The organism is Bradyrhizobium sp. LB8.2, from assembly GCF_040548035.1.
Lineage (GTDB): Bacteria > Pseudomonadota > Alphaproteobacteria > Rhizobiales > Xanthobacteraceae > Bradyrhizobium.
This window is the reverse complement of the sequence record NZ_JBEPQV010000003.1, coordinates 27,927-40,827: the sequence shown is the minus strand read 5'-3', so window position 1 is coordinate 40,827 and position 12,901 is coordinate 27,927. Positions and strand designations below refer to the sequence as shown.

Here is a 12,901-nt window from a genome sequence, read left to right as displayed (position 1 = left end):
GCTAGATGAATGATGACGGCCACGTGCGGCCGGGAGTGCGGAATGCAGCGTCGGGACTTTCTCAAATTATCCGTCGGAACTGCGGCAGTCGCTGCATTCGCCTCGCGCGCCAACGCGCAAGGAACGTCACAAGGCGCGCTGAAGGAAATTCGTGTCGGCTACCAGAAGACCGGCGTGCTGGTCATCACGCGCCAGCAGGCGTCCTTGGAAAAACATTTCAATCCGCAAGGCATCGAGGTGAAATGGGTCGAGTTTTCCTCGGGCCCTCCGATGATGGAGGCGATGAATGTCGGCAGCGTCGATTTCGGCTCGGTCGGCGATTCCCCGCCGGTGTTCGCCCAGGCCGCGGGCGCGGCAATCGTCTATGCCGCCGGCCAGCCCATCACCAACGGCCAGGGCATTTTGGTGCCGAAGGGCTCGCCGATCCGCACCATCGCTGACTTGAAGGGCAAGCGCATCGGCTTCACCAAGGGCTCCAGTGCCCACAACATCGTGGTGCAGACGCTGGAAAGGGCCGGTCTCACCTACGCCGACATCACGCCGGTCTATTTGACGCCGCCGGATGCCGGGCCTGCCTTTGCCAATGGCAGCATCGAGGCCTGGGCGATCTGGGATCCGTATTTTGCGATCGGCGAGACCAAGCAGGGCGGCCGCATCCTGATCAATGCACGCGAGGTCACCAAGACCAATTCCTTCTACATCGCCAACCGCGATTTCGCGAAGAACCACGGTGCGATCCTGCAACAGATCGTCGACGTGACAACGGCGGCCGGCAAATGGGCCGAACAGAACCGCGACGAGGTCGCGAGATCGCTCGCCGCGATCACCGGCGTCCCGCTGGATATCCAAACCGTCGCAGCCAATCGCGCGAACTTCGTGGTCGGCCCCGTCACCGACGACATCGTCGTCACCCAGCAGGGCGTTGCCGACCGCTTCTACAAGCTCGGCCTGATCCCCAAGCCGATCGTCGTTCGCGACATCGTCTGGCGCAACCCGGCAGCCTGATCGTGCCGACCGATCTTCCCATCCAGAAGGGTTTGAACATGAGACGTATCATTCAGCGTCTGATCGCGGCCATCGTGCTGTCGATCGGCATCGTCGCCGCCGCGGTCGGCACCTCCTACGGTCAGGACAAGGTGGTCCGCATCGGCTATCAGAAATACGGCAAGCTGGTGCTGCTCAAGAGCAAGGGCACGCTGGAGCCGAAGCTCGCGGCCGACGGCTACAAGGTGGTGTGGACCGAATTCCCCTCCGGCCCGCCGCTGCTCGAGGCGCTCAATGTCGGCGCGATCGATTTCGGCAACACCGGCGAAGCCCCGCCGATCTTCGCGCAAGCCGCCGGCGCCCCGATCCAGTATGTCGCCTACGAGCCGCCGGCCCCGAAGGGCGAGGCGATCCTGGTGCCGAAAGACAGCCCGCTGAAGTCTGTCACCGATCTCAAGGGCAAGAAGGTCGCGCTCAACAAGGGCTCCAACGTCCACTATCTCCTGGTCAAGGCATTGGAGAAGGCCGGCGTCAAATATTCCGAGATCGAGCCGGTATTTCTGGCGCCAGCCGATGCGCGCGCCGCCTTTGAGCGCGGCGCGGTCGATGCCTGGGTGATCTGGGATCCGTTCCAGGCCGCCGCGGAAGCGGCGACCGGCGCACGTACGCTCGCTGACGGCACCGACATCGTGGCGAACTACCAGTTCTATTTCTCCTCGAAGAAATTCCTCGAAGCCAATCCTGAGATCGTCGACGCCGTGCTGGCCGAGCTGAGCGCGGTCGACGATTGGGCCAAGGGCGACATCCACGCGGTTGCCGAGCAGCTGGCGCCCGCGATCGGCCTGCCGGTCCCCGTGGTCGAGGTGGCGCTGAAGCGGCAGGCCTACGGCATCAAGCCGATCACCGACGCCGTCGTCGCCGATCAGCAGCAGGTTGCCGACGCGTTCTTCGCGCTCAACCTGATTCCCAAATCCATCAAGATTTCCGACGTGGCGCGGAAGCCAGGATCATGAGCAAGCACATGAGCAAGCAAGCAAACGCCAACATCCTCTGGTTCCTGCCGACCCACGGTGACGGCCGCTATCTCGGCACCGGCGTCGGCGGCCGCGAGGTCAATTTCAACTATCTACGCCAGATCGCGCAGGCCGCCGACCAGCTCGGCTTTTTCGGCGTGCTGCTGCCGACCGGGCGATCTTGCGAGGATTCCTGGATCGTCGCCTCTTCGGTCGCGCCGTTCACCGAGCGGCTGCGCTATCTCGTGGCCGTCAGGCCCGGCCTGCAATCGCCGAGCGTGGCCGCGCGCATGACGGCGACGCTCGATCGCATCACCAACGGCCGGCTTCTGGTCAACGTCGTCACCGGCGGCGATCCCGTCGAGAACAAGGGCGACGGCATCTTCCTCGGCCATGACGAGCGCTACGAGGTCACCCGCGAGTTTCTCAACGTCTATAGCGACCTGCTCGCCGGCAAGACCGTCAATGTCGAGGGCAAGCACATCCATGTCGAAGGCGGCAAGCTGCTGTTCCCGCCGGTGCAGTCGCCGCGGCCGCCGCTCTATTTCGGCGGCTCGTCGGATGCCGGTATCGACGTCGCCGTCGACGCCGTCGACAAATATCTCACCTGGGGTGAGCCGCCGGCGCTGGTCGCGGAGAAGATCGCCAAGGTGAGGGAGCTCGCAGCAGCACGTGGCCGAAAATTGTCCTTCGGCATCCGGCTCCACGTGATTGTCCGCGAGACCAATGAAGCGGCCTGGCAGGCTGCCAACGAGCTGATCAAGCATGTCAGCGACGAGACCATCGCCACGGCGCAGAAGAACTTTGAGCGGATGGATTCCGTCGGCCAGCAGCGCATGGCACAGCTGCATGGCGGCAAGCGCGACAAGCTCGAGATCGCTCCGAACCTGTGGGCCGGTGTCGGCCTCGTGCGCGGCGGCGCCGGCACGGCACTGGTCGGCGACGCCCAGACCGTCGCGGCCCGTATCAAGGAGTATCAGGACATCGGCATCGATACCTTCATCATGTCGGGCTACCCGCATCTGGAGGAAGCCTATCGCTTCGCCGAGCTGGTGTTCCCGCTGCTTTCGCTGGAGCAGCCCAGCAACGTGACCAAGCTTCACTTCAACGGCGGCCCCTTTGGTGAGACGGTCGGCAGCGACTTCCGTCCGCAGCACAAGGTGTCGCAGTCATGAGCCTGATCGACAGCGTTTCGTTCCCGCGCAGTTTTCGCCTGCCGCGCCTCGACGGCCTGATCCAGTGGATCGTGCCGCTCGCCATCATCGCGATCTGGCAGGTTGCCAGCGTCACTGGCTTTGTGCCGACGCGCGTGCTGCCGGCGCCGAGCGACGTCGTGCTTGCGGGCTGGAAGCTTTTGCTCTCCGGCGAGCTCATTCGCAACATCTGGGTCTCGTTCTGGCGCGCCTCGATCGGCTTTTTGATCGGCGGCAGCATCGGCTTCGCGTTCGGTCTCGCCAACGGCCTGTCGCAGCTCTCCTCAAAGCTGACCGACACCACGCTCCAGATGGTGCGCAACGTGCCGCATCTGGCACTGATCCCGTTGGTCATTTTGTGGTTCGGTATCGACGAGAGCGCGAAGTTGTTCCTGGTGGCGCTCGGCGTGTTCTTCCCGATCTACCTCAACACGCTGCACGGCATCCGCACCGTCGATCCCCAGTTGATCGAGATGGGCCGCATCTACGGCATGAGCGATGGCGAGCTGTTCCGGCGCGTGATCTTCCCGGGCGCGCTGCCCTCGATCTTCGTCGGCATCCGCTTCGCGCTCGGCATCATGTGGCTGACCCTGATCGTCGCCGAGACCATCGCGGCGTCTTCGGGCCTCGGCTACATGGCGATGCAGGCGCGCGAGTTCATGCTGATCGACGTCGTCGTGCTCTCGATCCTGATCTACGCGCTGCTCGGCAAGCTCGCCGACAGCGCCTCCCGCGTGCTGGAGCGCCTGACGCTCTCCTGGCATCCCGCTTATTGGAAACGTTGAGAGTGACATGCAGACAGCCCTTCGTAGCTCCCTTCCGGAAACCGAACTCGCCAGCCGCGCCAATTTCGCGCCTCAGGTCCGTGTGCTGCGCGAGGAACGGCCGGCGCAGACCAGCGGCTTGCCGCTCAGCATCCGGGCTTTGCGCAAATCCTACGGCGACAATGAGGTGCTGCGCGGCATCGATTTGCACATCCCGGCCGGCCAGTTCGTTGCGATCGTGGGCAAGAGCGGCTGCGGCAAGAGCACGTTGCTTCGGCTGATCGCCGGCCTGGAAAAGTTTGACGCCGGCAGCATCTCGCTCGGCGACGCGGTGAAACCCGAGGATATCCGTGTGATGTTCCAGGAGCCCCGGCTGTTGCCCTGGGCTCGCGTTCTCTCCAATGTCGAGGTCGGTCTCGGTCGCGATCGTTCATCCAGTGACGCGCACACGCGCGCCGAGAAGGCGCTGACCGAGGTCGGGCTGACCGACAAGCGCGACCAGTGGCCCTCGGTGCTGTCGGGCGGCCAGAAGCAGCGCGTAGCCCTTGCCCGCGCGCTGGTCTCGCGTCCGCGGGTACTCGCCTTCGACGAGCCGCTTGGCGCGCTGGACGCGCTGACCCGCATCTCGATGCAGCGGTTGCTGGAGCGCGTCTGGCGCGACCAGGGCTTTACCGCGATCCTGGTGACCCACGACGTCGCCGAGGCGGTCGCGCTGGCCGACCGGGTGCTGGTGATCGAGGAGGGGCGGATCGCCCATGACGTTGTGGTTAACACGGCCCGGCCCCGCGAACGCGGCTCGGCCGAGCTCGCGGGTCTCGAAGGCTCGATCCTGAGCCACCTTTTGTCGGCGGACGATCGTACCTAAATAGCGAGGGACCCCGTTTGGGGGCGATGCCATGAATGTAGTGCCCCGCGATCTCATGACCGAAATTGTCGTCACGTCCGCCGATTTCCGCGGCGCCATGCGCCACCTCACCGGCGGCGTCAGCGTCATCACCGCCGGGCGAGGCAAGGACATTACCGGCATGACGGTCACTTCCGTCGCCTCGCTGTCGGTCGAGCCACCGACGCTGATCGTCAGCATCAATCGCGATGCCTCGTCCTTCCCGCTGATCCGGCGCCACGGCGCTTTCGGCGTGAACATCCTCGCGGCCGATCAGCTCGATGTCGCCGAGCGCTTTGCCGGCAAGGGAGGGCTCAAGGGTGCCGATCGTTTCGCGGGCGCCCGGTGGGTAACGGCGGTTTCGGGCGTTCCGCTGCTGGTCGGCGCATTGTCCGCCGTCGATTGCGAGGTCGAGGAGATCGTCGAGCGCCATTCGCATGGCATCGTCATCGGCCGTGTCCGGGATGTCAGGAATTCCACCCGCAACGCTGCGCTGGCCTATTGGCACGGCCAGTACGTGGCGGTCGATCAGGACGAAGACGCGGCCAGGCTTGCGGACGTCAGCGTTCCCACCCACCTCCGGCGCGGCATTTGATCGCCGCCGGACGAGGGGCGCACAGGCTGGCCTTTTCGCTTTCATCGCTCTAGAAGCACCTCGGCCTCCCGCCGGGACGGCAATGGAGCGCAATGATGAAACGCGTCGCGACCTGGGCCTTCTACGCCATCGGCGCGCTCGCGATCGCCTATCTCGCGCTCTACGCCTATGCCATGTTCAGCGGCCAACCGATCGTGCCGGGCGACCCCATCCACATCTTCCGCAAGCCGGACGCGCCGAGTTATTCGTGACGGCTCTCTCCTCGTCATGGCCGGGCTTGGTCCATCCACGCGTAGCCGCGATTCCCGGAAAGACGTGGATGCGCGGGACAAGCCCGGGCATGACGGCGGAGTGTCTGCGACTAGGCTCGCAAAATCGCCAGCGCCAGCGCCTGTGCGCGAGGCACGATGCTGTCGAGTTCGAGATATTCCTCCGCCGTGTGCGCGAGTCCGCCGACGGGGCCGAGGCCGCAGATGGTCGGCGTTCCGACCGCGGCGGTGAAGCCGGAATCGGCGCAGCCGCCGGAGAACTCACCCTGGAGCGTGGTAAGGCCGGCCTGCTTTGCGGCGGCCTGATAAGTTTCGAACAGCGCCTTCGAATCGGCGCTCTGCACCACCGGGACGAACTCGCCCTTGACCGTCAGCGTCGCACTCGTGCCCGGCACGTAAGACGTCGCGATGATCGCCTCGATCGCGGCCATCACCCTCGCACGATCCGCGGGATCGACGTAGCGCATGTCGATCTGCCCCTCCGCGTAAGGCGCCGTCGTGTTGACGGACTGCCCGCCCGAGACGAGACCGACGTTCAGCGTGATGCCCTTGTCGAGATCGGTCAGCGCGTGGATCTGCACGATCTTGTGCGCGAGCTCGCCGATCGCGCTGACGCCGGCGGCGAAATTGGCGCCGGAATGCGCGGCTTTGCCAGTGATGGCGACATGCATGAAGATGCCGCCCTTGCGCCCCGTGACGATATTGCCGGTCGGGCGGCCCGGCTCGGAATTGAACACGGCGCGCGCGGCGCGTCCTTCGCGCTCGATCACCGGCCGGGAGGAGGGCGAGCCGATCTCCTCGTCCGAGGTGATCAGCACCTTGATCGGGTGCGGGCTGCCGCCGAATTTATGGAAGGCGGTCGCCACGAATATGTTCATGACGACGCCCGACTTCATGTCGGCAACGCCCGGACCATAGGCGCGCTTGTCTTGAATCGTGAACGGACGCCGCCCGGCCTCGCCTTTGCCGAACACGGTGTCGCGATGTCCCATCAATAGCACCGGCTTCTCGTTGCTGCCGGGCTTTGCGACGTCGGCATGGATCGCATCGCCGAAGGTGGCGTTGTTTTCACGCCGGAACGGGATGCCGTGCTCGGCAAAATGCCGCTCGAACCGCGCCCCGACCGCATCGACGCCTTCCTTGTCATAGGACCCGGAATCGATGTTCACGACATCGCGCAGCAGGTCGATCATCGCCTGCCGCTGCGTCGCCAGCCAGTCCGTGATTTGAGCTTCAGACATGTTTACCCTCGCGTGGTTTCCATGCGGGGTTATAGGGCGTTGCCTGCGGATGGCCTAGTCACGTAGCGCGGTCCCGTTATGCGAGAAACGCCCTCAACGCCGTCATTGCGAGCGACGCGAAGCAATCCAGTCTGTCACCGCGGAAAGATCCTGGATTGCTTTACTGCGCTCGCAATGACGAGGGCGGTAGCCTGCATTCAAACAAAAATGCCCGGGACTTGGCCCGGGCATTCGCATTCTCTCGATCAGCGTAGAACGCCTACGCCCCGACCATCGGCATGCGCGGATATTCACCCGGCGTGCCGGCGGGCGTAATCGGGATGCCGCCGTCGGAATATTCGTTGAGCTTGTTGCGCAGCGTGCGGATCGAGATGCCGAGGATATTGGCGGCATGGGTCCGGTTGCCGAGACAGTGCTTTAGCGTCTCCAGGATCAGGTCGCGCTCGACATCGGCGACGGTGCGGCCGACCAGGGCCCGCGTTACCTGCTCGGCGGCCATGGTGGCATGCGCCACGGCCGGCGCGGTCTTGGCGAGGTCGAGGCGGTCGCCGTCCGGCGTGAGGATGGCGTCGGCGCCGATCTCGTCGCCCTGCGCCATCAGCACCGAACGGTGCATGGTGTTTTCGAGTTCGCGGACGTTGCCCTGCCAGCGGTTGGCGGAAAGCACGCGTCGCGCTTCCGCCGAGATCGGGCGCATCGGCACGCCGTTGGCTTCGGCGTATTTCTTGACGAAGTGCTGGGCGAGCTCGAGAATGTCGGCGGGACGCTCGCGCAGTGGCGGGATCTTCAGATTCACGACGTTGAGCCGGAACAAGAGGTCCTCGCGGAACGTGCCTTCGCGTACGGCCTCAACCAGATTGCGGTTCGAGGTCGCGATGATGCGAATGTCCACCGGGACAGGCTTGGTGCCGCCGACGCGGTCGATCACGCGCTCCTGGATGGCGCGGAGCAGTTTCGATTGCAGGCGGACGTCCATCTCCGAGATTTCGTCGAGCAGCAGCGTGCCGCCGGTTGCCTCCTCGAACTTGCCGATGCGGCGGGCGATCGCGCCGGTGAAGGCGCCTTTTTCGTGGCCGAACAGTTCGGACTCCAGCAGATGCTCGGGGATCGCGGCGCAGTTGATCGAGATGAACGGGCGCTTGGCGCGGGCCGAGCGGGTATGGACGTAGCGGGCCAGCACTTCCTTGCCGGTGCCGGATTCGCCGGTGACCATCACGGAAGCGTCCGAGCCCGCGATCTGCTGGGCGAGCTTGATCACCTTGGCCATCGCCTCGTCGCGGTAGACCAGCTCGCGGGAATCGTTGGCGACCGCGGCCAGCACGGCTGCGATCAGCTCCGGGTCCGGCGGCAGCGGGATGTATTCCTTGGCGCCGGCGTGGATCGCGGCAACCGCGGCGCGGGCGTCGTTGGTGATGCCGCAGGCGACGATCGGAGCGTGGATGTGCTCGGCTTCGAGCCGCATCACGAGGTCGCGGATGTCGAGGGCGACGTCGACCAGCAGCAGGTCGGCGCCTTTGCCGCCACGCAGCACGCGCATCGCCTGCTCGTGATCCTCGGCGTGGGTCACGGTGGCACCGTTCGCCATCGCGATCTTGGTGGCGGTGGTGAGCTGGCCCTTCAATGTGCCAACGATGAGAAGCCGCATATCAGTCTCCTGTCCGTCTGGTCGCGCTGCCGCGCGTCATCGCTTTAAGCGCGTTCAGTCTTGATGATTTCGGTCATGGTCACGCCGAGCTTGTCCTCCACCAGGACCACTTCGCCGCGGGCGACCAGCTTGTTGTTGACGTAGATGTCGATGGCTTCGCCGACGCGCCGGTCGAGCTCGAGTACGGTCCCGGGCCCGAGCTTCAACAGCTCGCTGACGTCCATCTTGGAGCGGCCGAGCACGGCCGAGACCTGCACCGGTACGTCGAACACGGCCTCGAGGTCGGCGGCGGCGCGCATCGCATATTCGTCCTCGTTGTAGCCGACGTCGGTGCCGGCAGGCGGCATCGGGCCGTTGAGATCGGGCAGCGGGACCTGTCCGTCAGTGTCGCTCATGGCTTAGCTCCCCCTGCGGGACGCAACATAGCGTCCCACCATTTCGTCGATCTTGGCTGTGATGGCGCCGCGCTCCAGCACGACGCCGCCATCGGCCCATTCGATCCGGCAATCACCGGTAGCAATCTCGGGCTCGGCCAGAATCACCAGCCGGCCTTCGAAACCGCTCTGCTTGGCCAGCCGCTCCATGTTCTCGCGGGCCGCGTCGTAGAGCGCGTCGTTGATGCGGATGACGAGATGCGGCGTCGCGACCAGATGCGAGAAGCAGTCCTTGATCAGCGCGACGATCTCGCCGAGCGGCTCGGCGGCGACCAGATCGGCGCACAGCTTGCGCGCCACCGCCACCGCCACGTCGACCGCCTCGGTCTCCATCTTGGTTTCGATGTTGCCGATGCCCGAGGCAATGCCCCGGATTCCGATGTTGATCTCTTCCATCGCGAGCGCGACGCGGCGGTCGCTCTCGGCCTTGGCCTCGCGCTGGCCGGCGGCAAAGCCGTCTTGATAGGCGCGCGCCTCGGCTTCCGCGACCTTCTGGGCGATCTCGGCCGCAGTTGCGGCCTTCTCGCGCGTCCGGTCGGGCGCGGCGAAGTCGTTGTCGAACAGGAATTTTGCCGGAGCGCCCATCAATACACCAGCTCGTCGTCGGCGCGGTTCTTGGTCAGCATGATCTCGCCCTTGGCGGCGAGGTCCTTGGCGAGGTTGACCAGCAGCGCCTGGGCCTCGTCGACGTCGCGCAGGCGGACCGGACCCATCGCCGCCATGTCGTCCTGGAGCATTTTGGCCGCACGCGAGGACATGTTGCCGAAGAAGAAATTGCGCACGTCCTCGTTGGCGCTCTTGAGCGCGACGCCGAGCTTGTCCTTGTCGACGTTGCGCATCAAGGTCTGGGCCGAGCCGGAATCCAGCTTCACGAGGTCGTCGAAGGTGAACATCAGCGCCTTGATGCGCTCGGCCGATTCGCGATTGTCCTCTTCCAGCGAGGTGATGAAGCGGGTTTCGGTCTGGCGGTCGAAATTGTTGAAGATTTCCGCCATCACCTCGTGGGCGTCACGGCGGCGGGTCTGTGACAGATTGGACATGAATTCGGTGCGTAGCGTCTTCTCCACGCTCTCGATCACCTCCTTCTGGACCGCCTCCATCTTCAGCATGCGGTTGACGACGTCGAGCGCCAGATCCTCGGGGAAGATGCCGAGCACGCGCGCGGCGTGTTCCGGCTTCAGCTTCGACAGTACGACCGCGATGGTCTGCGGATATTCGTTCTTGAGATAGTTGGCGAGCACCTCTTCCTGCACGTTGGAGAGCTTCTCCCACATGTTGCGGCCGGCCGGGCCGCGGATTTCGTCCATGATCCCGTTGACGCGCTCGGGTGCCAGATATTGCTGGAGCAGCCGCTCGGTGGCGTCGAAATTGCCCATCAGCGCGCCGGAGGCCGACATCCGCGAGACGAATTCGAGCAGCATGTCCTCAACCGTGTCGACCTCGACGGTGCCGAGCGTCGACATCTCCAGCGAGAGCTGGCGCACTTCGTCGTCGTCGAGCAGCGACCAGATCTTGCCGCCATATTGCTCGCCCAACGCCAGCATCAGGATCGCGGCACGCTTCGGCCCCGCCACGGCTTCGACCTTCGCACCTCCACGGCTGCCGGCACGCTGACCAAGCGTGGAGATCACGCTGGTGATGTCGTTGGAGTTGGCATTTTGCAGGGCAGCGGCCATGTCAGATCACTTCTTGATTCACTTGACGCGGATTATTTGGCTGGTTCGGTCAGCCACTGGCGGATGATGGCGACGGTTTCGTTGGGGTTGCGCTCGGCGAGCTCGCCGACGCGATGGACGGACTGCGCGTGGACCTGGCCCTGGATGGTAGCGACGTCGATCGCGCTTGCGGCGGCGCCGGGCAGAAGCGGCTGGCTGCTGGGCGCTGCGTCGTCGCTCGCGGCGGGGCCGGTGAGAACGCCGGAGATGGCGGCTGCGACTTCGTCGGATGCCAGGATGCGCTTGACCAGCGGGCGGATCACCAGGAACAGCACGATCAGGCCGAGCAGCATCATCACGCCGAGCTCGACGAAGTACATGACGTCGTCCTTGGTGAACTGGAGCATGCCGAGCAGGCCGGAGGGTTCGGCGATCGGGGTGGTCGAGGGGGCGTCGGCAAAGCGCAAATTGACGACCTCGACCTGGTCGCCGCGCTTCTGGTCGAAGCCGATCGCCGAACGCACCAGCGTGGCGATGCGGTCGAGCTGATCCTTGGTGCGGTCCTGGTAGGCCAGATCGCCCTTGTCGTTCTTGGAGTAGATGCCGTCGACCAGCACCGCGACCGAGATCCGGTTGACCCGGCCGGCCTCGGTCACTTCGGTCTTGGTGGTGCGGGAGATCTCGTAATTGTTGGTCTCTTCGCTCTTCTTGCTCTGGTCCTTGGCCGCGACGCCGCTGTTCTGCTGGTTGCCCGGCAACTCGTTGTTGACGGTGACCTGGCCGTTGTTGTCGGCGGTCATGCTCTGCTCTTCGCGGGTCTGGCTCGAGCGCAGCACGCGGCCTTCGGGATCGAACTTGTCCGAGGTCTGGGTGATCTTGTTGAAGTCGAAATCGGCGGAGAGCTGGACCCGGGCGCGCCCCGTCCCCACCACGGAGGAGACGATGTCCTCGACCTGCTTGCGCATCCGCTTCTCGAAGGCAGTGCGGCGCTCGTCGCCGATCTGCTGGTCCGGATCGGTCTGGGCGCCGTCGGCGAGCAGCTGCCCGGTCTCGTCGACGATCGAGACCCGCTGCGGCTTCAGCCCGTTCACGGCCGAGGCGACCAGGTGGCGGATGGCGCGGATCTGCTGGGCTTCGAGCGCGCCGCGGACCCGGACCACGATCGAGGCAGACGGCTCCGGCGCCTCGCGCGAGAATAGCGGACGCTCGGGCAGCACCAGATGGACGCGGGCGGCCTGGATGCGGTCGATGGCGCGGATGGTGCGGGCGAGCTCACCTTCCAGCGCGCGGAGATGGTTGATGTTCTGGACGAAAGAGGTGGTGCCGAGCGCGTCCGACTTGTCGAACACCTCGTAGCCGACCCCGCCGCCCTTGGGCAGGCCGCCCTCGGCGAGCTTCATCCGCAGGCGGGTGACCTTGTCCTTGGGCACCATGATGATGGTGCCCTCGTTGCGCAGCTCGAACTGGATGCCCTGGCGCTCCAGGTCCTTGATAATGCCCGAGGAGTCCTCGACGCTGAGGTCGGTGAACAGGGTCGTCATCTGCGGCGTGGTGACGCGCATGATGACGAACGCGAAAAAGCCGACAAGCGCGGCGGTAACCGCGATCATCGCCCCGAACCGGGCGGCTCCGATACCCTTCAGAAAGTCCGCAAGACCTTGCAAGCAACCGCCCCGATAGATTCGGCTGCTTTCACAGGAAAGGCCGACTGGGCAATTATTGCCTAGGTGATGGTTTCGATATGGTTAACGAAGGTTAAGAGCTGCGACAAAAGTAGCGCCATGAAAAAAATCGGCCTCGCGAGGCGAGCCCGATTTTCGTCAAAAGCCGCAGATTTCCGGATTGCCTACTGGCGGTATTGCTGGATGCGGGTGGTGCGAAGCCCCGCCAGACCGTGCTGGTCGATGGAAAACTGCCAGGAAAGGAATTCGTCTACCGTCAGGGTATAACGGCTGCAAGCCTCCTCAAGGGAGAGAAGCCCGCCACGCACAGCGGCAACGACTTCGGCCTTGCGGCGGATAACCCAGCGTTTGGTGCCGGGTGCGGGCAGATCTGCAATCGTCAGCGGACTGCCGTCCGGCCCGATGACGTATTTTACCCTCGGGCGATGGGGTTCTGTCATGGCGTACTCACAAACTCTCAACCACTGAACTCACGCCACAACCATAGGCATCGCGGCTTAAAAATCCGCTAAGCCTAAGGCTTCAATACAATTCTCGTTGAAA

At 64.7% G+C, this 12,901-nt stretch carries 14 protein-coding genes; 7 read left to right on the top strand and 7 right to left on the bottom strand.

The genetic code is table 11. From position 1 onward, the window contains the following. Positions 1-42: 42 nt before the first annotated feature. The 7 genes from ABIB06_RS04645 to ABIB06_RS04615 all read left to right on the top strand — a co-directional run bounded on the left by ABIB06_RS04645 (position 43) and on the right by ABIB06_RS04615 (position 5,683). The gene (locus ABIB06_RS04645) at positions 43-1,005 is read left to right on the top strand and encodes a sulfonate ABC transporter substrate-binding protein (RefSeq protein ID WP_354045015.1); all 963 of its coding nucleotides are present in this window, start codon (positions 43-45) and stop codon (positions 1,003-1,005) included. 38 nt (positions 1,006-1,043) lie between these two features. After that, positions 1,044-1,997 (top strand): sulfonate ABC transporter substrate-binding protein, encoded by a 954-nt coding sequence (locus ABIB06_RS04640; RefSeq protein ID WP_354045017.1) that lies wholly within the window; start codon positions 1,044-1,046, stop codon positions 1,995-1,997. An 8-nt stretch (positions 1,998-2,005) separates the two neighbouring features. Beyond that, positions 2,006-3,172: an FMNH2-dependent alkanesulfonate monooxygenase gene (ssuD, locus tag ABIB06_RS04635; protein ID WP_354045019.1), complete on the top strand. Its 1,167-nt coding sequence runs from the start codon at positions 2,006-2,008 to the stop codon at positions 3,170-3,172. Further along, complete coding sequence (ssuC, locus tag ABIB06_RS04630; protein ID WP_354045021.1) at positions 3,169-3,975, top strand: aliphatic sulfonate ABC transporter permease SsuC; 807 nt, start codon at positions 3,169-3,171, stop codon at positions 3,973-3,975. Before ssuD ends, ssuC begins: the two co-directional genes overlap by 4 nt. Positions 3,976-3,982: 7 nt before the next feature. Next, positions 3,983-4,819, top strand: coding sequence for an ATP-binding cassette domain-containing protein (locus ABIB06_RS04625; RefSeq protein ID WP_354045023.1), 837 nt, complete (start codon positions 3,983-3,985; stop codon positions 4,817-4,819). 31 nt (positions 4,820-4,850) lie between these two features. Beyond that, positions 4,851-5,432 (top strand): flavin reductase family protein, encoded by a 582-nt coding sequence (locus ABIB06_RS04620; RefSeq protein WP_354045025.1) that lies wholly within the window; start codon positions 4,851-4,853, stop codon positions 5,430-5,432. A gap of 92 nt (positions 5,433-5,524) precedes the next feature. Further along, positions 5,525-5,683 carry a hypothetical protein gene (locus ABIB06_RS04615; RefSeq protein WP_247343332.1) on the top strand — a complete coding sequence of 53 codons (159 nt, stop codon included), beginning with the start codon at positions 5,525-5,527 and terminating at the stop codon, positions 5,681-5,683. A 110-nt stretch (positions 5,684-5,793) separates the two neighbouring features. Here the strand turns inward: ABIB06_RS04615 and ABIB06_RS04610 are convergent, their stop codons facing one another. From ABIB06_RS04610 to sciP, 7 genes are all read right to left on the bottom strand, one after another. Continuing rightward, positions 5,794-6,942, bottom strand: a complete 1,149-nt coding sequence (locus ABIB06_RS04610; protein WP_354045027.1) for a M20 family metallopeptidase — start codon at positions 6,940-6,942, stop codon at positions 5,794-5,796. Positions 6,943-7,201: 259 nt separating this feature from the next. Further along, positions 7,202-8,587: a sigma-54-dependent transcriptional regulator FlbD gene (flbD, locus tag ABIB06_RS04605; RefSeq protein ID WP_247343288.1), complete on the bottom strand. Its 1,386-nt coding sequence runs from the start codon at positions 8,585-8,587 to the stop codon at positions 7,202-7,204. A gap of 44 nt (positions 8,588-8,631) precedes the next feature. Then, the gene (gene fliN, locus ABIB06_RS04600) at positions 8,632-8,982 is read right to left on the bottom strand and encodes a flagellar motor switch protein FliN (protein WP_247447549.1); all 351 of its coding nucleotides are present in this window, start codon (positions 8,980-8,982) and stop codon (positions 8,632-8,634) included. Positions 8,983-8,985: 3 nt separating this feature from the next. Continuing rightward, entirely contained in the window at positions 8,986-9,606 is a 621-nt protein-coding gene (locus ABIB06_RS04595) for a FliH/SctL family protein (RefSeq protein WP_247343294.1), read from the bottom strand. After that, positions 9,606-10,697 (bottom strand): flagellar motor switch protein FliG, encoded by a 1,092-nt coding sequence (gene fliG, locus ABIB06_RS04590; protein WP_106942059.1) that lies wholly within the window; start codon positions 10,695-10,697, stop codon positions 9,606-9,608. The genes ABIB06_RS04595 and fliG overlap by 1 nt, the downstream gene beginning before the upstream one ends. Positions 10,698-10,729: 32 nt before the next feature. After that, the gene (fliF, locus tag ABIB06_RS04585) at positions 10,730-12,340 is read right to left on the bottom strand and encodes a flagellar basal-body MS-ring/collar protein FliF (protein WP_247343301.1); all 1,611 of its coding nucleotides are present in this window, start codon (positions 12,338-12,340) and stop codon (positions 10,730-10,732) included. Between the two features lie 182 nt (positions 12,341-12,522). Continuing rightward, on the bottom strand, positions 12,523-12,798 hold the full coding sequence (gene sciP / locus ABIB06_RS04580) for a CtrA inhibitor SciP (protein WP_002714638.1): 276 nt from the start codon (positions 12,796-12,798) through the stop codon (positions 12,523-12,525). Positions 12,799-12,901 lie beyond the last annotated feature (103 nt).

What these genes read in the sequence shown, in the direction of transcription:
- ABIB06_RS04645 (WP_354045015.1), top strand. Translation starts at nt 43, where the DNA reads ATGCAGCGTCGGGACTTTCTCAAATTATCCGTCGGAACTGCGGCAGTC.
- ABIB06_RS04640 (WP_354045017.1), top strand. Translation starts at nt 1,044, where the DNA reads ATGAGACGTATCATTCAGCGTCTGATCGCGGCCATCGTGCTGTCGATC.
- ssuD (WP_354045019.1), top strand. Translation starts at nt 2,006, where the DNA reads ATGAGCAAGCAAGCAAACGCCAACATCCTCTGGTTCCTGCCGACCCAC.
- ssuC (WP_354045021.1), top strand. Translation starts at nt 3,169, where the DNA reads ATGAGCCTGATCGACAGCGTTTCGTTCCCGCGCAGTTTTCGCCTGCCG.
- ABIB06_RS04625 (WP_354045023.1), top strand. Translation starts at nt 3,983, where the DNA reads ATGCAGACAGCCCTTCGTAGCTCCCTTCCGGAAACCGAACTCGCCAGC.
- ABIB06_RS04620 (WP_354045025.1), top strand. Translation starts at nt 4,851, where the DNA reads ATGAATGTAGTGCCCCGCGATCTCATGACCGAAATTGTCGTCACGTCC.
- ABIB06_RS04615 (WP_247343332.1), top strand. Translation starts at nt 5,525, where the DNA reads ATGATGAAACGCGTCGCGACCTGGGCCTTCTACGCCATCGGCGCGCTC.
- ABIB06_RS04610 (WP_354045027.1), bottom strand. Translation starts at nt 6,942, where the DNA reads ATGTCTGAAGCTCAAATCACGGACTGGCTGGCGACGCAGCGGCAGGCG.
- flbD (WP_247343288.1), bottom strand. Translation starts at nt 8,587, where the DNA reads ATGCGGCTTCTCATCGTTGGCACATTGAAGGGCCAGCTCACCACCGCC.
- fliN (WP_247447549.1), bottom strand. Translation starts at nt 8,982, where the DNA reads ATGAGCGACACTGACGGACAGGTCCCGCTGCCCGATCTCAACGGCCCG.
- ABIB06_RS04595 (WP_247343294.1), bottom strand. Translation starts at nt 9,606, where the DNA reads ATGGGCGCTCCGGCAAAATTCCTGTTCGACAACGACTTCGCCGCGCCC.
- fliG (WP_106942059.1), bottom strand. Translation starts at nt 10,697, where the DNA reads ATGGCCGCTGCCCTGCAAAATGCCAACTCCAACGACATCACCAGCGTG.
- sciP (WP_002714638.1), bottom strand. Translation starts at nt 12,798, where the DNA reads ATGACAGAACCCCATCGCCCGAGGGTAAAATACGTCATCGGGCCGGAC.